The organism is Geofilum sp. OHC36d9, assembly GCF_052400685.1.
Lineage (GTDB): Bacteria > Bacteroidota > Bacteroidia > Bacteroidales > Marinilabiliaceae > CAZHHH01.
The window spans coordinates 61,130-86,912 of record NZ_JBQTGJ010000013.1; the positions used below are offsets into that span (position 1 = coordinate 61,130).

Here is a 25,783-nt window from a genome sequence, read left to right on the forward strand (position 1 = left end):
TATTTATTTTGCATTTAATCGTGCACGCGGATCCCAATTATCATCGCCACCCAACACTTTTTCAATGGTATAGGCCGACCTTTGTTCGCTTGTAAGTTGATGCGCCCATTTTGCTCTCTCTCCTTTTACCCCAGGCCCTTTAGTGCCATACTCTGCATAAAAAGCTGTTACTTCCGCCTCTTTCTTATTCCAGTTATGCCAACCTTTCGAATGGATAACATCACCCAAATAACAATCGATGAAAACTGTTTGGGCATAATTACGCCATGGACGTCCAAGATATACCGTTCCGGCAGGGGCATCGCCGGTGACCCGACATTTATTAAAAACAAAACCATAGGCCCTTTCTTTTTCTGTTGAAGCAGCCGTTACATAACCAGGCGCTTTACAAAAAATATCGCATCCCTGAAACCACACCGTTGCCCACCCGAAAATAAAATCCACCGTTCCTTCGATATAACAATTACGATAAAACTGGCGACTACCATCTTGATTTGGATAAAGCGTATCCTGAAAACCCAGAAAACGACAATTATCAAACACCGCCCGATCGCCAGAAACACGAACAGCCACGGCCTGGCCAACAGGACCAGCTGAATTTTCAAATGTTATGTTACGGGCCAGAAAATCGTCCCCAAAGACAAAAAAACCGGAAGACCCCGTAGTTCCCATTTCCTCTCCAAACCTGTTTTTCTTTTGTGCAAAATCATCATTGGTCAAAATCGTTCCTTCTTTCGACTCTCCTATTAGTGTCACCCGATTTTTTGACTGCGGGAGTATCAACTTTTCCTTATAAACCCCATTTTTAATGAAGATGATTGTTTCCACCTTTCTAAAATGAGGTACCGCGTCAATAGCATCCTGCACCGATACAAAGTCGCCACTGCCATCGGCTGCCACTACAAAATGAGCATTCTGTTCATCCCCCATAACGGGCAACCATACAAAAGTCATCATCAAGCCTACAAATACTAAAAACTTCATTATAATTATTTTGATCAGATAAACGTAGTTTCCAGGTTGCTTTCGAACAGAATAACAGATTGTTCATCCAACATTTCAACACCAAATATAAACCTCCTTTATTTCAACTTACTCATTTCAATAGCAGCCAGGATGAAAGGCCCAACACCTTTAGGATCGTTATCACGCTTACGTTCATTCACATAGTATTCGTAACTGCCATCGCGATAAGGATTACCACCCAACCCAGCCACAGCACAACATTCAGTAAGATTAAGACTTCCATCTTCGCCGGTCTTTATTAAATGGGTCATAATACCAGCATACGCTTTTTTGGCATTCTCAAGATATTTGGTATCCAAATAGCCCAGACGTACCCCTTTCAAAAGGAAATAAACCATCATAGACGAAACCGTTGCTTCGCGATAGTTACCTTCCCGTCCGGGCTGATCCAACACCTGCCACCATAAACCGGTTTCATCATCCTGATTACGAACCATTCCTTCGGCTATGCGGTTAATCATCTCAATCATAAATGCTTTATCAGGATGCGCCTCCGGAAACCACGACAAGGCATCCACGGAAGCCATTGCAAGCCATCCCATGCTACGGCCCCAGAAATTGGGCGACAAACCGGTTTCGGGATCTGCCCACTGCTGTTGATGACTGGCATCCCAGCCGTGATAGAAAAGACCTGTTTTGGGATCGTACATATTAGTATTAACCAAACGAAACTGAAGTGCGACATCGGCAAAGACGTCGTATTCGCCAAATACACTACCATACTGCGCCAAAAATGGACTTCCCATATACAAACCATCGAGCCACATCTGGTTGGGATATATTTTTTTATGCCAAAAACCGCCTGCTTCAATCCGCGGATGTTGACGCATTTGATCACGCAACAGATTTATTGCTTTGAGCAATCGCTCTTCACCGGTAATCTGATACAACTCAATTAAAAACTTACCAGGATTCACACGATCAATATTATAATCAGTTTGTTTGTATGTTTTAATGCTTCCGTCTTCATTCACAAACATATCGGCAAACTTCTTTACATAGTCGAGATAAGCCTCATTGTTAGTTTCGTGGTACAACGCCAAATAAGCATTCATCATTAATCCGTGCGTATATTCCCATTTTGGTTTTTCACGAAAATCAATCATCCATGGTTCCGGATTTCTGGCCATGTCACTCACCGCCATTTTTTCAGCGGTTAACAACGCTTCATTCGTATTGCCGCCACACGAGCAGGCCAATACCGTCATCAGTCCGCCAATTAAAAAAGTGTTTAGTGTTTTCATGTGTGTATAATTTGTTTGTTTTTGCCACATGAAACTCGCCGGAATTAATCATACTCCTGTGTGTGAAGTAATTCCCATGGCTCGTTTCATCTGTTTATCATTTGTTTCTCAGTTGCCATATGAAACTCGCCGGGATAATCATTCACCTTTATGAGAGACTACTCTCATGCTCATTTCATATACTCGAATTATTTATTTTTTAAGATAATATGAACCAGTTTGTATGCCCCATTTTACAATATTAAACCCCATTAAAACAATTATTCTTTAACTTTTATTATTGGTCGAATAAACCCACCATTCATAATTTCTCTCTGAAATGCTGCAAATACAGCACATCAATGGATACACCCTCACTTCAAAACCATTTGTGGTTTCCAAAGATCAAATCCGGCCAAAACATTATCCACCGTATAGGAGTCAGCTTCCTGTTCCGTTAGCAGCCGGGCCCATGCCACTCGCTTGCCGGATGGTTTTCCAGGCCCGTAAGAACCTGATTCCGCATAAAAAACAGTTTTTTCAGCTTCAGGACGCCGCCAATTGTGCCATCCAACAGGAACTATGTGCGCTCCCATTTCACAATTAATAAACACCGTACGGGCATAATCACGCCACGGACGGCCCAAATAAACACGGTTAACACCCTCGTCAGCCGTTAGTTTACAATCAATAAAAACCAACCCGAATGGAATTTTTTCTGGTGTAGAAGCGGCTGTTATGTAGGAATTGCTTTTACTGTGAATGATGCACTGATTAAACACAGCTGTGGACGGGCCGAAAATAAAATCGGTGGTACCCTCAACATAACAATTATGAAACAACTGTCTGGCGCCCTCGCGCCCAAGATAAACGGTATCCTGATTACCCAGAAAACGACAATTATCAAACACCACACGATCCCCTTCAACGTGAATGGCCACCGCCTGCCCCACACGGCCCGCCGTATTTTGGAACGTTACATTCTTCACATAAATATCATTACCTGCTATGAGCGTTGTATAAGAAGTGAAGGTCGTCATACCCGAAACTTTTCCGCTATAGTCATCCCAGCTAATAATTGTGGTTTTAGCGTCGTCACCCAAAATACTTAAACTCGTCATCCAGGTAGGAATCTCAATTTTTTCCTTGTAAATCCCGGGCTTCAAATAAATAACATGCGCTTGTGGCGTAAAAGCTCTGAGGTTATCAATTGCAGCCTGAATTGAGACATAGTCGCCTTGTCCGTTGGCTGAAACGGTCACAATAGCACCCTGCGAATTAAACGGGGGCAAGAAAAAAGCAATTGTTATCAATACCAATTTCCAAACCATAATAAACATCTATTTAAACTTACATTTTCCCATTGCAAGATAACAGGAACCATCGTTTAGGTCGTGGTATAAATTAACCGAAAAAGTATAACAAATTGTTCGCTCGTTCATCGACCTAAACCGACAAATCCATAAAAATCAAACAAATGAGAAACAGGTCAATTTATCCCCCCTTTTGCCCGCCACAAAAAATAAAAGTCGTCAAAAAAAAAGCGGCCGGGAACACTTAGATAATCACCGGTCGCAAACACTACACAAAACATAGTCGCAAATTATTCTTTCACCACTTTATGAACCTCTGCCCGTCCATCATCAAAAACAACCCTGAGGCAATACACGCCGCCGTTAAGATGCGCAAGAGGTAAGGTTACCGTGCTATTATCAACAGTCCGATTAATCAACAACTTACCACTGGTTGTATAAATCATTACCGACGCCATTATATCAGAAGATGATAACTTGAGATCACCGGCAAATGGATTTTCGCTTAATTGCACGGCCGCGTCGATCATTTCAACCGATTCGGTAGAGGTATAAACATCAAACTTATCGGTATAATTGGGCGTACCCGTACTATTTTGAGCCTCAAGGACAGGCGCTACCAGACTATTAAGATAAACTTCAACATTGGTAAACATACTATTGATAGAATATAAAGATCCATCAGTAGCATCGTTGGGGTTCAGGTTATTGGCCTGCTCCCATTCATCAGGCATACCGTCACTATCGGTGTCAACAGGGGCTGACGTCGACAGATAGTCGGGCCAGCCACCCACGTCGGCTTGCGAATCAATCAAACCATTGGTACTACCATTGGAGCCGGTATAGGTAAAAGTACCGTTACGTGTTTCGTCAACAATACGATCATCAATTGCATCACGAAAGAAAGAGGCGCCGGCATAACTCAGTACAGCTTCAAAAGCATCTTCGGCCGAATGAGTTGTAATCTGTCCGCTGGCAAATTCAGTGGTCGACTTCAACTCATCTTTACTTTTTGTGGACGGTTTGGGTTGTATCCCCAGCCAGTTGTCAGCCGTAACAGCGGTACTACTATTCATATAATTACCATTGACATAAAAAAGGCCCCATACGCCTGCAGGCTGGTCATTGCCGCCGTCATCCGGATAAGGTTGAAAAATACGGGTGCGGTTACTGCTGGCCGGCCCGGGTTTATAGTAATTATTAACCATGTTATAGCTGCCGCCTTCACCGGCATATCCGCTGTTGGCACCCCAGTTGTAGATCACGTTATTACGGAAATCCACCAATTCAAGATCGGGCTGATTGGAATAACGGCTACCGCAAAAGCGAGGATTACGACTATCGTGATGTGCTATCAGGTTATGATGAAAACTGGCATTTTTACCCCCCCAGATACCCATATATCCATGCGTTCCCTTATCATGAACCGAGTTTCGCAAACTCTCAGACAAAAGGCACCATTGCATGGTAAAGTTGGTATTATCATAAAAAGAGGAAGCCTCGTCTGTACTCCAACTTATTGAACAATGATCGAGTATAATGTTCTGATGATCACGGCCCCAGATAGCGTCGTTCTCGGTAGCCTTTTCGTCGCCCATTCGAAACCGCATATATCGAATAATCACATTATCGGCTTTCACATTCATCGAATAGTTTTTCAATACAATGCCGTCGCCGGGTGCTGTTTGTCCTGCAATGGTAATATTCCCGTTTTTAAGGCCCAGTTGCGACTGCAATGCAATAATGCCTGACACTTTAAACACCACGATACGAGCGCCTGAGGCATCAATAGCCGCTCTTAAGCTACCGGTACCCGAGTCATTAAGATTCGTCACATAAATGACACGTCCACCCCGTCCGCCTGTGGTGAAACGGCCAAAGCCCTCTGCGCCGGGAAAAGCCACCGGCGTTGTATTAACATCCTGTGCGGCTGCTACAATTGAAAGCATCAGCAACAAGACTAATAAATTAATTCTCGTCATAATATTTATAGTTAAAAAAAACTTATTCAAATATACCTGTTTGATTCTGTCATTATCCGGGCCTCACGGAGTTAGACTAATTTGTCCACTCTTTTTAAACAATTTGTCTAACCTTCATGCGAACCATCAAATGACAGACAGGTAACAAACAAGGAACGATGGCGTCGTTTGAAACAACCATTTTCATGTTTCTATAATTTAATTTTTAAGGTCACATGGAACTCACCGGAATTAATCTGTGAAGCAATTTTAATGGCTCGGTCCGGCAGTTTTCAGGAATGTAAAAAAAGCCGCAGTTGGATTTTACCCCTAAAATGGAAATTGGAAAAGACAAATAGATATTTAGCTATATGCGCATCAGATGATTTAATTTCGCGAAATAGAAAAATACAATAAGCACTTTCTTCCCGCATAAAAAAACAGCACACCTTATAAACGCAGGTCAGCGCTTGACAACCTAATTAACAAAACATTACACCAGGGCTTTCAACGCACAATCAATCACAACAATAAGCACAGATTTTGAGATAGTAAAACAACAGACTGACCTTATTTCTGACAGTTCTGCGCATGTTTGCTTGGCAAATAGCCATAAAGGGCTTTAAATTGACGGCTAAAATAGCGGGCATCGGTGAACCCTACTCTAAAGGCCGCTTCAGACACATTATACCCCTGAGCCAACAAATGTGCGGCAATTTTTAATTTTAACTGACGCACAAACTCAACCGGACTATGGCCTGTGAGCCCTTTTACTTTATTGTAAAATACCGTTCGACTCACACACATCTTATCAGCCAGTGTCTCAATGGAAAATTCTTCAGAATAGTTATTCTCCACATATTCAATCAATTTTTGCAGGAACTCTTCATCCTTACTATTCACCTTAAGCGTGGCCGGATCAATGGTTTTATTGTCACGGAACTTATTGATAAGATTTCTTCGCTGCTCCAATAAATTTTTGACCGACGCTTTTAAAAACCCGGCATTAAAAGGCTTGGTGATATAAAGATCAGCTCCTTGCTCAACACCGGCAATCTGATCTTCGACCGACGATTTGGACGTCAGTAAAACAATGGGAATATGGCTTGTGGAAAAATCATTGCGGATATGCTGCGTCATAACCATACCATCCATCACCGGCATCATGATATCTGAAATAATCAGATCGGGATTTTTGTTTTTAAGAACATCAATGGCCTCTTCACCGTTACCAGCCTGGCAACAGTTAAATTCGGGACTTAATGAGCGACAAATATAATCTCCGATCTCATGGTTATCTTCGACCACCAAAACCAAAGGCACACCGTTCAACTCCGGCAAGTCACCCTGAACAGGAGCTTCTTCAGCAACAAGGGGCTCATCGGCGACCTCCCCGGCATGAGTTGGCACAATCATTTCATCACGTCTGGTAACCTTTGCGTCGTCAATAAAATGATCATTTCCATTCTTAAGTTTCAATATAAACGTACTACCCTTCTCAACTTCCGACTCCACCAATATATCGCCATGATGCAACCGCGCCAGTTCATAGGCCAAGGACAGCCCAATACCGGTACCTGCCAATTCCTCACCACTTAAAATGGTAAACCGCTCAAACAACTGCGGCAGAGATTCGCGTGCTATGCCACGCCCCTGATCCTTCACCACCACCTCAATACCCGCATCGGCATTCGATACGATTGTCACCGTCACCTGCTTATTGGCATCAGTAAACTTCAACGCATTAGATATTAAATTATAAATAATCGTATCGAGTTTTGACGGGTCGGCCCAAACATATAAGGCGTCATTACTAGTATTGAACCTGTAATCGATATTTTTATGATTGGCTAAAGGAATAAAACTCTCATAAATATTGCGGGTAAATTTTACGATATCAAATTCACAAACCTGCAATACCATCTTATTATTCTGAATCTTCCGGAAATCGAGCAGTTGATTGGTTAACTGAAGCATACGTTTTCCGTTGCGCCCAATAATTTCGAGCTTTGGCTTATCGCTGTTATCCAGCTGTGATTTACGCAACAAATCATCAATGGGACCAATAATTAAGGTCAACGGGGTTCGTATCTCGTGCGAAATATTGGTAAAGAAACGCAATTTCTCCTCATTAACACGTCGCTCAATTTTTAAATCGTTGCGATACTGATTGACCTTATAAATGGTAGAAAAAATAATGTAAAAGAAAAGAATAACCAAAACCGAATAGGCGATATAAGCAAGGGTTGTTTTGTACCAGGGCGGCAATATATCAATGGTTACCGAACGCACCTCCGACGTCCACTCGCCATTACGGTTGGTGGCTTTAACACGAAACACATAATGACCAGGCGCCAGATTGGTATACGATGCTTTACGCTGATTATTCACATAAAACCAATCCGCATCAAAATTTTCGAGTCGATAGGCATATTGCGTCTTTTCGGTATCCATATAATCCATGGCCGAATACTCAAAACTAAAGCTATTTTGATTGTACCGCAGTGTAATTTCATCCGTAAACGAAATACTTTTACTCAAGGGAGACTGATTGCCTATGGGCACCTTTTTATTAAACAGATGAAAATCGGTTAACTCAACCCCTTTACGGTAGGGTTCAATCTTTATTTTTGCGGGGTCAACCATTTCAACTCCCATAAATCCACCAAAAAGGAGCTTCCCATCGGGCGTTGTAATGGCCGTATTTTCCGAGAAAGTATTAAAATTCAGCCCATTATTCGTATTAAACACCTCAAAAGTCTGGTTGTTACTATTTAAGCGGCTCAACCCGTTTTCGGTACTAAACCACATATTCCCGTCGTCATCTTCCACGATGGCATACACCACATTATTACTCAGTCCGTCGGTTTGCAGATACCGTCGAAAGGTGGTCTTGTCACCGTTGGTTTCAACCAGTTGGTTAATTCCACCACCAAAGGTGGCCAGCCAAATATAGCCCCGATGATCTTCGTACACATGAATCACGTCGTTCATGCTCAACGAAAAGGTGTCCTTACCGGCAAAAAAGGATTTAAATACTGGTTGCTCATCTTTCCGGGGCAATGCTTCCATTAAATTAAGACCATAACCTGTAGCTACCCACAAACGATTTTTAGAATCAAACATTAAATAGCGCACCAAATTACCCGACAGATTGGTGTTTGCCGCATTAAAACGTCTAAAGGTCAGTTGACCATCTGCATCTCTCACGCCTTCACTCAGACCGTTGCCATAGGTTCCCACCCACATATTCCCCAGTGAATCTTCAGCCAACGAATAAATATTAAGATGTCCGACCGTCGTAGAATCACTGTCGACCGGTTCATAATTCACAAAAGTAATGGCCGACAAACCGGCATACTTATTAACCGGGTATCGGCTTATAAGCAACCCGCGTCCTTTTGAACCGAGCCACAGGTAACCTTTCTGATCGATACTGATGGCATAAACATTAACACCGGTAAGAACTTCGCGCTGCGTCACAAACTTGTCGAACGTATGCAACAGCTGACCATCTTTGAACACATGAAGCCGGCCAGCTTTAGTGCCCATCCATAACCGCCCCTGCTGATCCTGGTATAAAGCACGAACCATATTATCAGAGATATGCCGTTGGCTCTTAAAAGGGATAATCTGCTGAAAAGCCGGTTCTTTAAGAATTACGCGCTCCAAGCCACCCTGAAATTGCCCGGTTCCCACCCACAACTGTCCGGAATGATCTTCGGCAATACTCAATACAATATTTGCCGACAACGAATTGGCATCTTTAGGGTCGTTACGATAGTGTATAAAAGCATGATTCCCGCGGTCGAAAAGGTTAAGCGCTCCTTCGTGCGTCCCAATCCAAAGATTATTTTTACTGTCTTCAAAAAAAACATGACGTTCTTCGTCGGGCACGGTATTTTCAGCAGGGTCAAAAAAGCGATAATAAGCGGTATCGCCGTTATCAATCTGAACGGCTGTCACCCCAAACTTCTCGGTGGTCACCCACAACACATTATAACGATCTTCGTACCAGTTCACCACATTTTGGCCATGCAACGGGACGTCTCTCCACACCATGGATCGCTGGTCGTAATACTGTAATCCACCATCTTCAAAAGCAGCAAAAATCTTCCCGGTAAGGGTTATTAATAATTTGGCTATATGATCGGACCGTAACGTGGCATTGGTATGACTATTAATATAGGCATACAGCTGCGATTGTTTGCGAAAAGTAAGAATGCCAGAGTGCTTTGTGCCGAACCACAACCCGGTGGCCGTTTCCAGAACGGAAGTAAAACTATTTTTTTGGAACAGATGTTTAAAAACCGGCTTATGAGCCTTGGTAAAGGTAGCCAGAGTCAACCCTTTATCGGTACCGACCCAAATATTACCGTTCTTATCCTTATGAATAAACGATACCATATTGTTGCTGATGGCATTTGGACCGCTTGAAGTATACTGCTTAACGGTGTAATTGTGAGTCGCGGCATCAAATACCAAACGCAAAACGCCCCTATTGGTGGTTCCAATCCATATTTCCCGGTCGGAATACTGTATAAAATCGCTGAATACGGCATGAAATGCTTCGCTATCGGTAAAATAACCTGCCAGAGAAGAAAAACACTCGCGCACAGGATCGAAGTAATGATAATAACCATCGTGCGTTTCAAACCAGATAAAACCCAGATGATCTTCCCAAATTCGTACCACACGGTTGTGCGTAAAATTACGAACGCCATTTTCCTCGTTCATAAACACTCTGAACTTGTTGCCGTCGTATCGGTTAAGACCGTTGTTGGTTCCCACCCACAAAAAGCCCTTGGAATCGCATAATATGGATGAAACCGTATTTTGCGAAAGCCCTCTGGAAGTATTAAAATGTTCAAATCGAAGAATATCCTCAGCCTGACCTTTGATTGTCAAACCCGGTATAATAAGCACTAATAAAAAAATAAGCCGAAATATCGTCGCCATGTTAACCACCTTTTTTTTGCCTCGGGAAGTATTTGTGTCTGTATCGAACGTTTTCATAAGTTGGTTAAAAATAGAAAATATTAGTGGAAAAATTCAATAATTAACAACTCAACGTCTAAAACGAGTGCCACCCATAAGCATAATGCCTGATTACATCTGCTACACGCCCAACAATTGAATGGCTATTCCCGACAAAAATATGACCAATCCGGCAATGGTATGGCTAAACTTTTCCAAAGGTTTTACAGCCACAAGACTTAACCCATAGGAAAGAATAAAGACGGCAGCCAACATGGTGGCTAAGGTGGTAACCCCGAACACTCCGGCAACGGTTAAAAGAGTGCTCATACTTTCATTGGCAGCCGGGTACATTAACACTGGTATTAAAACTTCGCAGGGCCCTAAAACAAAGATTATAAACAATACCCAGGGTGTAACAGTCTTTTCTCGCGTAAGCCCGTCCGGGCGGTGAATATTACGTTGCTTTCGCCAATGTTGCAGCCCCCAAACAGCATAAACCAATCCGAATGCGATCAAAGCCCAGGCTGCCAGATTACCTCTAAACGTTTCAATCCACGTCAATTTCTCCAGCTGCGCCCCAATGGTTATGCCAACCAGTCCTATCACCACCGAACTAACCACATGCGCCACACCGCACATAAAAGTCAATCCCAAGGTATTACGCAGTGGCCAGTTGCGGGCCCGTCCAATCATTATAAAAGGCAAATAGTGATCGGGCCCCAGAACAGTGTGCACAAACCCCAACGAGGCCGCAGTATAAAGTAGTATCTGAAATTCTGATGTCATCATTAATTTAAGGTATGAGTATTTCAACAACAGGCGTATCATCACAATACGGCCAGTTATTGAACCGTCTCAAAAATATAAAAATTAAGCGTTGGCGCAAACGTCTTTGCCTTTAGCCAAAAAAGAAATCAACCAATTTGAGAATATAAGGACTTTTAATGACTACCACTTTTGAGCATCAAGGTGGTAGTCACAACGACACGTCTTCACCCCCTCTTATACAGTCATCTATTAATTTACTTAACCCATTTTACAAACAGTATTGATACTTTACCCAAAAAGTATTGATACTTTACCTAAAAAGTATTGATACTTTCACCTAAAAGTATTGATACTTTTGCCTAAAAGTATTGATACTTTTGCCCAAAAGTATTGATACTTTTTACCCCCTTCTGTATAGCCCAAAAAATAAGGGCTTCACAAAACTGTAAAACCCTTAAAAGCCCACTTAAAAATTAACTTTATGAAATCTTTTGGAAGGTCAAATTATTGAGCATTGTCTTGATATCCACCCCGGGGCGGAAAATCACTTTTTTACTGGTAATTAACGATGAAGTAAATTTATCGGCTGTTTCGGCTCCTTTACTTCCAACGGATATCTGGAAAGAACCAAAATCACTAAAACGGACAATCAACCCCTCACTTAAACGCATGGACAGCACCTGTGTCAGCGCTTCCAGAACAGCAAGGGTATCGGCATAATTAACGGTACTGCGCTGCGCTATGTCTTCACTTAACTGCTTTAAAGTTATTTCGCCGGCACTTTTGGCAAGCGCATACCACTTTTTAGGATCCTCTGGTTTCAAAGGATTCCTTCGCTCTGTCAAAACATATTTTACTGACATAATAAAAAATTTAAGAGTTATATAAAATAAGGTTATGTGGGCTTCACTATTAAAAAATGAATGGGTTAACTCTCAAACGTCCTCTACCCGCCTTATTAATTTTCGATTTTCTTGAAAACCGATGGTTAATTTATGAAATATTTTTAAACAAAAACAATTTTTCATCAAAAATTTTACAGTGTAAGAGTCTGAGCAGAAGGGTTTGGCAGAAAAGACAAGGCGGTCATGCAACAAATAAACTTCGAACATGGCTTATAAGTCGCCACAAAATTGCATCCTAACTATTATCCATTTTTATACAATATCTTACAAATAATTATCATTTTTCGTCGTATTAAGCATGAAAAATTTCGTCTAATTCTAAGCAATACGGTAAAAAAAGCGGACACCCATAGGATGTCCGCTTTCAAAAAATTGTAAACTAACTTAGTTAGTGTCTTATTCTACGATACCTCCAACAAGAGTAAAATTAACAGATTTTGAGGCACCATAATCACCGCTGATCATGAACACTTCCTCATCGTCATAAGTCAAAGTAACAGAACCCTCTTCGGGATATGTAAGACCATCCCCATAGACATCGTTAATAGTAAAGGTATAAACAGCCTCATCTTCCAAACATAATCGATGATGAGCAGACTCTGTACCATCTGCATATTCTTCACTTTCATAAACAATCTCATCACTGGCATTTGTTATCGCCCACGTACATTCGCTAGCATAACCATCAAAAAAAAGATTTAAGTAAACAACATTAAAAGCACAGGGCGGATAAATAATAACCTCAGTTTTATAAACACTGGATTCTGCATAATATGGATTTAAAAGCGAATCGTCAAAAGCCAAAGTCAAACCAATTGGCGTTTCGAGCGGAGCCGTATCTTTTAGCGTGGCATCAAAAGTAATGGTATCTACACCAGCAGGAAAAAAGACACTTTCCGGTACATTAAAATAACTTCCGGTATCCGCAACAGTCAGTGGCAATGTAAATTCGCTGCTGCCATTACGAACCAATGTTATAGGGAATGACATCACAGACGTAAGAACTTCAGTCTTTGATAAATACTCATCAGAAAATCGCATACCCTGATTATCAGTTATTACAGGACTTGGCTCTTCAGTATCCGTGTACTCGCTACAAGCACCTAATAGAATAACAAATAGCATTGAAAATGCTGTAACTATTTTATTGTATTTCATAATCTAAAGATAAAAATTAAACATTATAAATCAGCCACAGGCTCGGGTGTCGATCCGGCAGGGTTGTTATCTGTATTACTCAACATCTGATTAGCCTCAATTTCAGCCTCAGGTATACGCCACAACAAAATAGGATCAGTTGCAGAGATGTTAAATATCATACTTGCATTTGGATAACCTCCACCACGTCTGTCTACACCTGTTTTCAAACGCATAACGTCGAACCAGTTAAGCCCTTCGCCCCATAATTCAATTCTTCGATGACGGAATACTTCCTGTTGAACATCTTCAGGTGAAGAAACCGAACAAACATAATCTGGATCGCGAGAACTTTTAATAAACGCTTCTAATGTCCCTTTACCGTCACCTCCACTCATAGCTAAAGCCTCGGCCTTAATCAGATACATTTCTTCAATACGCATTAAAGGAATATCGTTGGCATTGGTAGCAGTTGCTACTTCATTTTTATAGGGTGCAAACTTGACCTGAGTATAAGGCGCATAACCTTTAGCTTCAACATATTCAGCCATTTCTTCGTCAATATTAGGGGAAGTAACAGCTTCATCCAACCACCAACCTTTACGGGCATCGCTTGAAGATATTGTGTTAAAAAGCGCTTTATTAATCTGCCGCCCTTTGGAATAATTGGCATAACCATAGTTGAGAGAGCCCATATGTGAAATCCAGTTAACAATACCGGATGTAACAACTTCGTCGGTCTCTTCAATAATAATACCCCACATCCAGTTAGTCTCATTCACTGTCCAAAAAGCAGGCTTACTGGCCTCTTCGATAGATGAAGGTTTCGCATCACTAACAGAAATAGCTGAATCAGCATCAACAGCCGCTTCGGCCCACTTTTGCATGGTTAAATTAACCCTGGCACGCAGGCCATAAGCTACAGAAAGATCAATATAACGCTTATCAGCACGTTTAATGCCTGCTTCTTTCGAAACAATTAACAAATCAATAGCGTCATTTAAATCGGAAATAATAAAATCATAGACATTCTTAACTGTTTCACGAGGCAAACCTTCAACAGCTGCAGTTTCAAAATTTTTATCAGTAACAACAGGAACGCAAGGAGCGTCTTCATTTCCCACATAAGTATACTGAAACAGCTGTGCTAAAACCCAATAGCTAAAAGCTCGGGTAGCAAGACTCTGCCCCAAATAACTTTTTAAAACCGCATCTTCAGAAAGAGGATCTACGGCACCAATCACATTATTGGCCCCCTTAATGATAGAATACATATCATTCCACAAAATTTGACTTTCACGCGAAGTAGCGGAACGATCGGTAAAATCCAAATTATTACCCGACCAGTTATAGCCATTATCTTCTGACACCACATCATACCCATTACCATCCGTAAACATCATAACAGAAGGATAACCAAAGTCGTTGTGACGCTCTGCATTTAAAGCATCTTTGTTGGGCATATATTGGCTAAACAAAGCAAATACAGCATTTACCCCTGCAGCTGCCTTAGATGGATCCGAGGCAACCACTTCTTCTTTCTGCCCAGTAGTAACAATATCACCATCTGGCAGCGTATCCAAATTATCATCGCACCCTGCAAACGCAAAGAAAGCAGGTGCTAATAATGCATATATATATTTTTTATTCATACTACTCTATTCTAAATTATTAAAACACCAAATTTATACCTCCAGAGATGGTTCTGATAGGAGTATAACGAGCTGTGGTAGCAGAGGTAAAGCTTTGACGAGGATCTAAACCATTACGGCTAGACCACAAAGCAACATTCTCAGCTGCAAAATAAATACGCAATTTATCAACATGTATACTTCTCACAATGTTTGCAGGCAAAGTATACCCTACCGTGATATTGTTAAGACTTAAATAGTCAGAACTGGTAATGAACCGATTAGAAATAGAATTGGCATATTTATCACCGGCATCCAAACGAGGAACATCGGTATCGGTATTGGTAGGCGTCCATGCATTGTAAATATCTTTATGCCAGTTATTACCGGCATAACTGGAAGTTCCACCATGCATTAAACGGCTGTAACCTGAGTCATAAATTTTACCCCCTAACTGATACGCGCATTGAATGGAAGCATCAAAACCATATGCATCAACAGAAGTTCCAAAACCGCCATAAACTTTAGGCATTAAATCGTCAGTAGCGACTTTATAATCCTCTGCAATGTTATAATCACTGGTTTCGTAAGGGTTGCCTTCCTCGTCTTCTGCCCAATACATGGCCAAACCGGTTGCTTCATCAACCCCGGCATAATCAACCAGATACATGCGATACATAGATTCGCCTTCTTCATAAATTCTGGTATCATCAATTAACTGACCATTTAGTGAGCTATCCAACTCATTAATTTTGTTCTTTATAAAAGTTCCATTTGCGGTAACAGCCCATTTTAATCTACTGGCATCTATAATAGTATATGATAAATCCACTTCCAGCCCAGAGTTCGTCATCGAACCAACATTCATTGGAATTGAAGTGTACCCATTACTACCTGATACAGGTTTAAAATAAAGCATATCGCTGGACGTACGACCAAAATACTCGATGGTCCCAGCTAACCTATTACCAAGCAAAGCAAAGTCAAGCCCAGCATTATACGAAACAGAAGTTTCCCAGGTTAAATCAGGGTTCCCCTTAAAAGACAAAACACCATCAGAAAATACGCCATTAGCCCCAGTAACATTGTATTGATCCATCCAGGGATAGTAATTATTTTCGCCATTCACTTCAATGTCATCATTTCCTTGCTCACCAAAGGATCCTTTCAATTTCAACATATCCACCCAAGAAACTGAAGACATAAAAGGTTCGCCACTGATCATCCAGGCAGCACTAGCCGACCAAAAATCACCCCAACGATTGTCCGGGCTAAAACGTGATGAAGCATCGCGTCTATATGCTACGTTAGCAAAATAGATATCTCTATACGAATAGTTCACCCTACCAAAATAACCTTCAGTGGCATATGTATCTTTATAACCACCACCAATTAAGTTATCAATGGTATTGTTGATATAATAACTCTCTGGATTATACAGGTTTTGCCCACTGGCATACAGATATTGACGTTCGTAACGATAGCCATCATAACCTGCAGTAATGTCAAATTGTTGCATGTTATCAGCTAAATCAAACTGATAATTAGCAATATACTGTTGGTTAAAACCTGTATCTCTGGTCTGATCCTGATAAGCAGTACCTCCATAAGAAGCACTTTGTCCCATATAGGCATTTCCCAGATCATTGTAACGGGTATTGTCCACGTTCAAACCATAACGGGCTGTAAGTTTTAAACCAAAAACCGGTGTTACCTCAGCGTACCAGGAAGAATTTAAAATATCCTTTAAATAAAGGGTTTTATTATAAGTTAAATCACCTGCCGGATTGGCAATAGACATAAATGATCTTGAGAAATTAGTACTTTCTCCATCACCATAGTCGTAAAGCTTACGACCTTTATTATACATTATTTCCCCATCAGCATCACGCACATACAACGGATATATGGGAGCAATAAAGTTTGCAATAAAGAATGCATTACCACTTGAGTTGGTTGTAACCTGCTCACCCGGATAATCACTTTCAATATTATTATAATTGATATTAGCCCCAACTTTTAACCAGCTTTTCAACTGTTGATCGCCTTTAAATCGGCCACTAATACGCGTAAATTCAGAACCGGAAACAACCCCTTCATCATCCAAATAACCAAAAGAAAGATAATACGATTGCTTATCAGTACCGCCCGACATTGACAAATTATACTCTTGGCGTAAATTATTCTGAAAAGTTTCGTCAGCCCAATCATCAGGTGTATAATAATATTCGCCATCACTATAACCTAATTCTGCATTCGGATTCAACTTCCCGTTGGTTCCAATCAATAACTGTTTTGAAGGCAAAGTATAAATAGTATACCCTAATCCACCATCAGTTTCACTACCAAGTTTAGAATTGGCATAAGCATTTGCCGTGAGAGCATCATAACCATTGTTATAAACACCAGCATTATAAATAGCCTGGTAAGCTGTCTCCATATAGTTTTTCGGACTGGTCAAAACATCATAATTTTTAACAGACCGAGAATTAACGCCGACCTTCATATCAAAAGTGATATTTGACTTTCCGGCAGAACCTTTTTTTGTTGTAACCATGATTATCCCGTTAGCACCACGAGCTCCATACAATGCAGTAGAAGCAGCATCTTTCAAAACAGTCATTGACTCAATGTCAGAGGTACTAATAGAAGATAAGTCGCCATCAAAGGGAACCCCATCCACAACATATAAAGGGTCAGAACCGGCATTTATAGATCCGACACCACGTACTCGCAACTTGGCTGACGCTCCCGGTTGTCCGTTATCACTCAGCACCTGCACGCCGGCTACTGATCCAGATAACGCATTTGAAATATTTGACACCTGACGCTTTTCAATTTTAGCTGCATCCATAACTCCTGCAGAACCGGTAAAAGCACCTTTAGTAGATGTACCATAAGCTACTACAATAACTTCATCCATAGCAATAGCATCACTACCCAGCATTACATCAATAACACTACGGCCAGCAATTGGTTGTTCCTGGGTTTCCATCCCCACAAAAGAGAATACTAAAGTTTCAGCATCCTGTGGTACGTTAATCGAATAATTACCATCAATAGAGGTAACGGACCCCATAGTGGTTCCTTTTACAAATACGGATGCGCCCGGGATGGGGGCTCCGTCATCACTTCCTGTGACTGTTCCTGTAATGGTTCTTGTCTGTGCATTAACTACAGACAAACCCAACGCCATTACGAACGAAAGTGCCATTAGAACTTTCTTCATAAAGTTAAAGGTTTAAATTAATAAATAGGATAAACAATTCATTTCCAAACGGCATATTAACGCCTTTTTCTCTTCTCTCGCACCGGAAGTATCAATTTCTAAAAATCAACCAGAGATTCCATCGGAACCTTCTTCGATCTGTTTTTATTAAAAGAGCCCCCCCGACACTTTAACATAATCCGGTCTATAAAAAACAACCGAAATAAAAAATGGTTTACAAAATATAAGTTAACCACTTTAGAGATGCAAATTATAACTTTTTGACAGTAAAATAACGCTTTTACTTAAAAAAAAGCGCCATCCTGATATTTATCATGCTTTATACTATCGAACGAACAATAAAAACGCCAAAAATGTTTTAAATGCTACTGCAAAAATAGCATTAATATTTTAATTCCATAGACAAAACCATATTTAATTTATAAATCACCTATACCCCCCAAATTTATGCTCATTAAACAGCAAAATCACAACAATATCACAATAGCCCCCCACAATTTTAGATGACATTATTAAATATTATTATTTTATCAGTTTCAAACCCAATTAAACTAAGCAGAAACCAATCCCAAATGCCTTTTTTCAGCATCTCCGGCTTCCCAGAAAGTTAGATGAACAGCCGCTTTTGTTTCATTTTTATCAATAAAAGCAAATAAAACTTAAAGTTTGAAAGCAGCGATTCGCAGTTCAAAATTATCGGGTCCATCAAAAAAAAAGGAATCAAAATACCCATGTAAAATTTTAGATAATTTTTATGACTTTTATCAATATTTAGACATGACAATTATCAGTTATTCAACTCATTACAGTACAATCAGACACACCCCAATGCATATAACTAATTGTATATGATATAAATACACTAACCTAATATGGGTAACAGCATTTTCAATGGCACCGTAAAAAGGCATCAATAGGCATACAACGACATCACCATTTTACGGAAAAAGCCATCTTCCACCAGCATTAATTCTTCATAGGTTCCGGTTTCAACGACTTTATGCCCATCGAGCACCACAATGGTATCGGCCATCTGAATAGTGGAAAGACGATGACTAATTACGAACGACGTGCGCCCGTGAATAATAGAGCGAATATATTTCAGCAGTTTGGCCTCGGAGAAGGCATCAAGAGAGCTGGTGGGTTCATCGAGCAGAATAATCTGTGAATCATTAAAAAAAGAACGGGCCAGAGCCAGACGCTGCCACTGTCCGGGACTCATGTGCTCACTGCCTTCGAACAAGGTTCCAAGCGTGGTTTCGTAGCCCTGATCAAAGTCGGAAATAATCTTATCAATACCTGCATCTGCAGCCGCCTGGCGTATGTCATCGTCACCGGCCTTTTTACGGATATCACCAAACCAGATATTTTCGCGCGCGGTGACATTATAAAGAATGAAATCCTGAAAAATGACACTAATATTGGCCACTTTCTCATCTTCGTTGATGGTCTGTATGGGAACTCCATCGATGGTAATACTGCCTTCCTGCGGCGAATAAAGGCTACACAGCAGCTTCATAATGGTTGATTTACCGGTACCATTGGCCCCCACCAGGGCCACCGTTTCACCGGCCTTCACCGAAAAACTGACATCGCGTAAAATCCATCGTTCGTTGGAAGGATAATGAAAGCCCACCTTTTCGAAACGAATACCTTCACGTATAGGCTTGGGAAATGGCACTTTAAGCGCCTCCGACTGAGGGGTTTTTACCACCTCCTTAAGATTAATAAATTCAAACAAATTATCGAGAAACAAAGAGTCTTCATACAACCCGGCAATACGCCCCAACAGCTCCTGCAAATAGGCATAGCCACGCTGCATAGCCATAAAATAAAGGACCACTTCGCCGATTGAAATCACCCCATTAAACGCCTGTTTGGCAATTAAGGCATACACAAAGAAAAAAGCCGTCGCCGCCAGTAACTGTACACTCATCTCCTGACGTGTTTTACGCTTCAGCATGCCAAACTGCGTCTTTCTCCAGTTTTTCTTCTTCTCTTCGTAACGTTTATGGAAAAGTGTACCCAGGTTAAAAACCCTCAATTCCTTGGCAAAATCAGGACTGGTGAGAAGTCGGTTATAATAACTAACCTGACGCTCGAGCTTTGTATTGTTTTTTCGAAATTGAAATAAACGCGCCGAATGCCGCAGACGTATAAAAACCACAGGCAACGTAATAACCAACAGGACAAAAAGGACGGACCAATGCACTGACAATAGAACAATGGCCATAGATATGAGGGTAATCTGATTTTGCAGAATCCCCATAACCCCGTAAAACACCTTCGACGGTCGAAATGAAGCCTCATTAAGCGCCCTGTAAAAGGTATCCTGATAGTCGGGATGTTCAAAATAGCTGTACTCCAGCCGAGCTGTTTTACGGTGTACCAGGTTATCGAAAAAATCGGCAATAACGTATGATTGCTTTTGGCGGATAAGGATACTCACCGATGCCGACAACGCATTCACTAAAAATATGATCCCGGCAGCCACCAAAACCCACATCAATTTGTGAATGGACCGTTGGTCGGCCGGCATGAGTGCCACGACCTGAATCTCATCGACCAACAGTTTAACGAGAAATAACAACAAAAGTGGCAACACCCCCCTTATTAGCACGAAAACCGCATTAAGTAGTGTCCATCCGGGGGAACTACTCCAGATGTACTTCAAAATTGTTTTAACTTTGGTAATGGATCTCCGCATTCAGTATGGGTATATGCGATTATGTGGTTCAGGGACTATAAAGTGTCAACAAAAAGGCTCAAATACTTGATAAGAAATGTTCAAATTCAAGGCTTACGAAGTCCGAAAAATTCGAGTTTACGATGGTAAATGACCATTTTGAGGACAAGTATAACGCAGAAGTTGGACTTTTCTGGCCAGCACTAGATGCTTTGAAGTGTTTCAACTAAAAAGCACCAGAATTTTTCAACAGAGTTAATATTTACTTTCTCATCGGGCGAATGAGGGTGTCGAATGGTCGGACCAAATGAAATCATATCCCAATTGGGATAGGCACTCCCCAAAATGCCACATTCCAGCCCTGCATGAATGGCTTTAATTTGAGGTTCCACGCCCCATTTATTCATATATACCTGCTTCATGGTGTTAAGAATGTCACTTTGCATGTTGGGTTTCCAGCCAGGATACTGGCCATCAAACCAGACTTCAGCGCCGGCCAGACGAAACAGACTCTCCAGAGTAGATTCCAGATCACGCATGGCACTATCGACTGAGCTACGAAGCAATGCTGACACTTTCACCTCTTTATGATCCGACTTAACAATAGCCACATTCAATGAAGTTTCAACCAACCCGGGCATATCGGAACTCATACGAATCACCCCATTGGGACAAGCCTGCATGGCATTTATCAAATCGTCCTGCGTCATCTCGTCCATCACAAAGGAAGGGACGTCAACTTTTTCAGCCCTTAGCTTCAATCCGGTTTCAACAGATCCTATTTCTGATTTCATAAGCGCTTCAAAATCGTTGAGGCCGTTCATAAAGTCGACGGCTTTGGACGCAGGAACTGTAATAACAGCATAAGCCTCACGCGGAATGGCATTGCGCAAATTACCACCCTCTATGGACGATAGCCTGGCACCATATTGAGACACGGCTTGCTTCAGAAAACGAAATATAATTTTATTGGCATTACTACGTCCAATGTTAATATCCATCCCGGAATGGCCCCCTTTAAGGCCACTTAAAATAACCTTATAAGCACTGACATCGACGGGTACAGGCGTCTCTTTAAACGAAAACACCATATTACCGTCACTTCCGCCAGCACACCCCACATAAAGCTCTCCCTCATCCTCCGAATCCAGATTCAAAAGGATGTCGCCCCTAAGAACACCGGGTTTCAAATGATTGGCTCCCGTCATTCCGGTTTCTTCGTCGATGGTCAGTAAAGCTTCGACAGGACCGTGTTTAATAGTATCAGATTGCAGTACAGCCAAAATAGCGGCCACTCCAATACCATTATCAGCTCCCAGAGTGGTCCCATTAGCCGTCACCCACTCGCCGTCGACAAAAGCCTCAATGGGATCGTGCTCAAAATCATGTTGCTTATCGCTGTTTTTCTGCGGCACCATATCAAGATGCCCTTGCAAAACAACGCCTTTTTTAGATTCATAGCCCGGTGTTGCCGGTTTACGAATAATTACATTACCGACCTCATCAACAATGGTCTCCAACCCCAGCGAGAGCCCAAAATCATGTACATAGTTAATAACGGCCTTTTCATTTTTTGATGGACGAGGAATCTGTGTAAGCTGATAAAAATGCTGCCACAATAGTTCCGGTTTCAATTCTGAGAGATCTCTCATGATTTTATTATTTAGTCTTTTATAGAATAATTACGTACGACCTTCACCAAAGCACCGGTTTCGGGTTGTAGTTGCACGCCCATTTGCGGTGTATCGAGCAAATCGGCCGGTAAACGCAACAACTTACCAAACTGAGCCAATAATACCTGTTCCGAGGTCAGTAATAATGTGCGGTCGATAATTTTGACCTGTGCCGCTACCGGTTCGCAATAAACCAGCCCCCTGTTATCGGACTCTTTCTTGTCTTCCTGTGCCACATAATTAACGGCTTCGGAAGTTGACGCCTCAACCTGAATGTAAACCGGCGTACCGGTCAAATTACTTGCGTCAACGAAACCTTTAGCTTCGGAAAAGCGAAACAACACGCTATTCAAATCACTGCCGGCCGACGGGGTATATATATAGGTATGCACAACTTCCTGCACTTCCTTTTTGCCGATAAACAATTCAAGGCAGGCCTTCTCCAAACGGTTTATTTCATCCAGCGTAATACGATACGACTGGCCATCGGGTGGTAACTGGTCCGCATTTCCCTCAAGGATATCCTGACGCAAAGCCCGCAACCGGTAAATCTCTTTGGCGACCTCTTCGGCCATGGCCGTGGTACTTGTTTTAATCAACTGATCCTCGGTAAAAGGAGCCTCATTAAAATTAATCGAATTTAAATCTATTTCATTACCGGGAACGTTCACAGACATCAGCCTTTTACGTTTTACAGGCTGTGCATTCACCGACAACAATACGCCGTCGACAGAACGATTCAAAACCGCCATTCCTGGTTGTCCCTTAGTCGAAATATGAAAAAGCCGGGACCGATCAGCCACGCCTTCAGTTGAAACTCTGGCTCCCGTTAACACCCATTTTTCGTGATCCTCTGTAATCACATCCGTAAGATTCAAAAATCGTTGAGCGTAACGATAAAAAGGACCCGATTTTTGCACCTGTTTTTCGGCCGTCACCGTCACCTTAATAACCGTTTTCGGAAGGTAATACCACAATCCGTGCCCATTGGGAGACTGAGAATCTGATTGGGTTACAATACCAGAATTAACCACTTTCTGACCGGTAGAACATCCAACCATTAAGAAAGCTACCAGTACCACTGAAAGAATATAACGCATAATGTTATTTATTTTTAGTGAATGCATATAATTTAAGAACCTTTTCGCTTTTGATATTTCACCTGCCACTAAACCGGTATCTTTTTAGCCCCTAAGCTTCTAAAAACAAATTTACATAAACCTTATCAGCTCAGCTCTGCAAAAACGAACTATATTAAACAAATATCGGGTTTCAATCCTTCACTTTTATACTGGACACGCAAATAAACTTCTTATCGCTATCCATCCGGATAGAAACAAACATTTCTCTCCATTTGTTTCTATCCCCCTCTACAAAAAGAACGATCCCGAAGAACAATTATTGCAGTTCTTTAAAAGCAATCCCCAAATGCTTTATTAAATCTGTCGTGGTCAAGCCATCGAACCCTTCGTCCCCGGCGGCCATATCTCCAGCCCTTCCATGAATATAAGCCCCAATTATTGCGGCATACCGGGCATCAATACCTCTCCCGAGTAGAGCCAAAATCACACCTGTAAGCGCATCTCCACTGCCGGCCGTAGCCATGCCTGGATTACCTGTCGGATTAAAATGGGCGGTTCCGTCGGGCCACACAACTGTTGTAAAAGCCCCCTTAAGCACCAATACCACGTGATATTTGCGACCAAAAGCAATTGCCTTTTGCAGTCGGTCAAAATCACTGCTCCACTCTCCAACCAAGCGCCTAAACTCACCCGGGTGAGGTGTCAGGACAGCACCCTCAGGTAACTTTTCAAGCCATTCAGGATGCGCTGCCAAAATATTAAGACCATCGGCATCTATCACCAAAGGCCTGGTGCCTATGCTGCCAAGTAGTTCGATGAATGCTTTGGCCGAATTGGCCCCTTTTCCAATACCCGGACCGATACCCACGGCCGAATAAACCGACAAATCGGGAAATTCGGTAAACATCAAATCCGACCGATCGATACTAACCATAGCCTCGGGCACAGCAATTTGTAAAATATTACAACCATCGTGCGGCACATGAGTCGTCAACAAACCAATACCCGACTTCAGGCAGGCCCGTGATGCCAAAACAGCAGCTCCCATCTTTCCAATACTGCCCGCAATCAACAAAACGTGTCCCATTTCACCTTTATGGGTAAAACGCTCCCTTGTCGGAAACATCTGCTTAACCTTTTCCGGACAAGTATAAAACCATTCTGTTTTGGTTTGCTCAATCATGACGGGATGAAGCCCTATGGGCAGAACTTCATAACGCCCCACGTAACGATTCGTATCAGGGAAGAAAAATGACAATTTGGGAAACTGCAATGTCAATGTCAGATCTGCCTTTATGATACCTTCCGAATGGTTATTAAAATTATCTTCCCCCATTAAACCCGACGGAATATCAATGGCAATGACAGTGTTTGACCAGCCATTGATCCGTTTCACCAACGCAAGCGCCTCTTTTTCCAATGGCCGGTTTAATCCGGAGCCAAACAATCCGTCCAATATAATGGTATTGACTTCGGGTTGTAATAATTCATCACCTTTATCAAGTTCCACAATCTTTGCCTGTTGAAGATGATTCAGCCGGCTTCGGTTCAATTGCGCATCGGACGACAAACCTTCACTTTTCAACATAGCAATGGTAACATCAAAGCCATTTAATAATAACATTCGGGCAACGGCCAAAGCGTCGCCTCCATTGTTCCCGGGACCAGCCAGTACCAAAAAGGCACTTCCATTATACCGATCTCGTAAAACATCAAAAATCTTACGAGCTGCTCTCTCCATCAGGTTAACCGACAGGATAGGCTCATGTTCAATGGTATAAGCATCGATTTTTGAAATTGTTTGAACCGGAAATATTTTCATATTATATTACAATAAATCACCTTAATAAAAATAATGTTTGCACTATGAGGTCATGCTGCAAACCGACATTTTTAGTTACCAAAGGTCAAATTTACGCTGTTCCATTGATATTTCTCTCAGTTAATCAATATTTGTCAACATGGCATTAAGTATCATTTGAAAATTCTGGTTGATCGGCGTATCATCAAAGGATATATTCATTATTACTTCTTCAAAATTCCATTCTGTCAACCTTACTTTAATCATTAATTCAAATTAATCAATAAATTCGCTGTCTGCTTTACAACCTCCTGCCAGCATTCCGACATTACAAAGTCCGATCATGATGAAATCTCTCTGCAATATCA

14 protein-coding genes are annotated in these 25,783 nt (G+C 41.6%); all 14 read right to left on the minus strand.

The features are described from left to right. Positions 1 to 3: 3 nt before the first annotated feature. Complete coding sequence (locus ACT3CD_RS12600) at positions 4 to 984, minus strand: pectinesterase family protein (protein ID WP_444645990.1); 981 nt, start codon at positions 982 to 984, stop codon at positions 4 to 6. A gap of 98 nt (positions 985 to 1,082) precedes the next feature. After that, positions 1,083 to 2,270, minus strand: coding sequence for a glycoside hydrolase family 88/105 protein (locus ACT3CD_RS12605; protein WP_444645991.1), 1,188 nt, complete (start codon positions 2,268 to 2,270; stop codon positions 1,083 to 1,085). Positions 2,271 to 2,623: 353 nt separating this feature from the next. Continuing rightward, a complete protein-coding gene (locus tag ACT3CD_RS12610) occupies positions 2,624 to 3,580 on the minus strand; it encodes a pectinesterase family protein (RefSeq protein WP_444645992.1) in 957 nt (318 codons plus the stop codon). A gap of 272 nt (positions 3,581 to 3,852) precedes the next feature. Further along, on the minus strand, positions 3,853 to 5,544 hold the full coding sequence (locus ACT3CD_RS12615) for a T9SS type A sorting domain-containing protein (RefSeq protein ID WP_444645993.1): 1,692 nt from the start codon (positions 5,542 to 5,544) through the stop codon (positions 3,853 to 3,855). 549 nt (positions 5,545 to 6,093) lie between these two features. Beyond that, positions 6,094 to 10,482, minus strand: coding sequence for a hybrid sensor histidine kinase/response regulator transcription factor (locus ACT3CD_RS12620; protein ID WP_444645994.1), 4,389 nt, complete (start codon positions 10,480 to 10,482; stop codon positions 6,094 to 6,096). 159 nt (positions 10,483 to 10,641) lie between these two features. Next, positions 10,642 to 11,292, minus strand: coding sequence for an urease accessory protein UreH domain-containing protein (locus ACT3CD_RS12625; RefSeq protein ID WP_444645995.1), 651 nt, complete (start codon positions 11,290 to 11,292; stop codon positions 10,642 to 10,644). Positions 11,293 to 11,750: 458 nt separating this feature from the next. Further along, positions 11,751 to 12,134, minus strand: a complete 384-nt coding sequence (locus ACT3CD_RS12630; RefSeq protein ID WP_444645996.1) for an HU family DNA-binding protein — start codon at positions 12,132 to 12,134, stop codon at positions 11,751 to 11,753. Between the two features lie 438 nt (positions 12,135 to 12,572). Beyond that, entirely contained in the window at positions 12,573 to 13,334 is a 762-nt protein-coding gene (locus ACT3CD_RS12635; RefSeq protein ID WP_444645997.1) for a hypothetical protein, read from the minus strand. Between the two features lie 23 nt (positions 13,335 to 13,357). Then, positions 13,358 to 14,965, minus strand: a complete 1,608-nt coding sequence (locus ACT3CD_RS12640) for a RagB/SusD family nutrient uptake outer membrane protein (protein ID WP_444645998.1) — start codon at positions 14,963 to 14,965, stop codon at positions 13,358 to 13,360. 19 nt (positions 14,966 to 14,984) lie between these two features. After that, entirely contained in the window at positions 14,985 to 18,173 is a 3,189-nt protein-coding gene (locus tag ACT3CD_RS12645; RefSeq protein WP_444645999.1) for a SusC/RagA family TonB-linked outer membrane protein, read from the minus strand. A gap of 910 nt (positions 18,174 to 19,083) precedes the next feature. Further along, positions 19,084 to 20,880 (minus strand): ABC transporter ATP-binding protein, encoded by a 1,797-nt coding sequence (locus ACT3CD_RS12650; protein ID WP_444646000.1) that lies wholly within the window; start codon positions 20,878 to 20,880, stop codon positions 19,084 to 19,086. 182 nt (positions 20,881 to 21,062) lie between these two features. Continuing rightward, positions 21,063 to 22,511: an aminoacyl-histidine dipeptidase gene (locus ACT3CD_RS12655; protein WP_444646001.1), complete on the minus strand. Its 1,449-nt coding sequence runs from the start codon at positions 22,509 to 22,511 to the stop codon at positions 21,063 to 21,065. A gap of 11 nt (positions 22,512 to 22,522) precedes the next feature. After that, a complete protein-coding gene (locus tag ACT3CD_RS12660) occupies positions 22,523 to 23,632 on the minus strand; it encodes a DUF4831 family protein (RefSeq protein WP_444646002.1) in 1,110 nt (369 codons plus the stop codon). A gap of 298 nt (positions 23,633 to 23,930) precedes the next feature. Next, a complete protein-coding gene (locus ACT3CD_RS12665; RefSeq protein ID WP_444646003.1) occupies positions 23,931 to 25,436 on the minus strand; it encodes an NAD(P)H-hydrate dehydratase in 1,506 nt (501 codons plus the stop codon). Between the last annotated feature and the right edge of the window lie 347 nt (positions 25,437 to 25,783).

What these genes read in the sequence shown, in the direction of transcription:
- ACT3CD_RS12600 (WP_444645990.1), bottom strand. Translation starts at nt 984, where the DNA reads ATGAAGTTTTTAGTATTTGTAGGCTTGATGATGACTTTTGTATGGTTG.
- ACT3CD_RS12605 (WP_444645991.1), bottom strand. Translation starts at nt 2,270, where the DNA reads ATGAAAACACTAAACACTTTTTTAATTGGCGGACTGATGACGGTATTG.
- ACT3CD_RS12610 (WP_444645992.1), bottom strand. Translation starts at nt 3,580, where the DNA reads ATGGTTTGGAAATTGGTATTGATAACAATTGCTTTTTTCTTGCCCCCG.
- ACT3CD_RS12615 (WP_444645993.1), bottom strand. Translation starts at nt 5,544, where the DNA reads ATGACGAGAATTAATTTATTAGTCTTGTTGCTGATGCTTTCAATTGTA.
- ACT3CD_RS12620 (WP_444645994.1), bottom strand. Translation starts at nt 10,482, where the DNA reads ATGGCGACGATATTTCGGCTTATTTTTTTATTAGTGCTTATTATACCG.
- ACT3CD_RS12625 (WP_444645995.1), bottom strand. Translation starts at nt 11,292, where the DNA reads ATGATGACATCAGAATTTCAGATACTACTTTATACTGCGGCCTCGTTG.
- ACT3CD_RS12630 (WP_444645996.1), bottom strand. Translation starts at nt 12,134, where the DNA reads ATGTCAGTAAAATATGTTTTGACAGAGCGAAGGAATCCTTTGAAACCA.
- ACT3CD_RS12635 (WP_444645997.1), bottom strand. Translation starts at nt 13,334, where the DNA reads ATGAAATACAATAAAATAGTTACAGCATTTTCAATGCTATTTGTTATT.
- ACT3CD_RS12640 (WP_444645998.1), bottom strand. Translation starts at nt 14,965, where the DNA reads ATGAATAAAAAATATATATATGCATTATTAGCACCTGCTTTCTTTGCG.
- ACT3CD_RS12645 (WP_444645999.1), bottom strand. Translation starts at nt 18,173, where the DNA reads ATGAAGAAAGTTCTAATGGCACTTTCGTTCGTAATGGCGTTGGGTTTG.
- ACT3CD_RS12650 (WP_444646000.1), bottom strand. Translation starts at nt 20,880, where the DNA reads ATGCGGAGATCCATTACCAAAGTTAAAACAATTTTGAAGTACATCTGG.
- ACT3CD_RS12655 (WP_444646001.1), bottom strand. Translation starts at nt 22,511, where the DNA reads ATGAGAGATCTCTCAGAATTGAAACCGGAACTATTGTGGCAGCATTTT.
- ACT3CD_RS12660 (WP_444646002.1), bottom strand. Translation starts at nt 23,632, where the DNA reads ATGCGTTATATTCTTTCAGTGGTACTGGTAGCTTTCTTAATGGTTGGA.
- ACT3CD_RS12665 (WP_444646003.1), bottom strand. Translation starts at nt 25,436, where the DNA reads ATGAAAATATTTCCGGTTCAAACAATTTCAAAAATCGATGCTTATACC.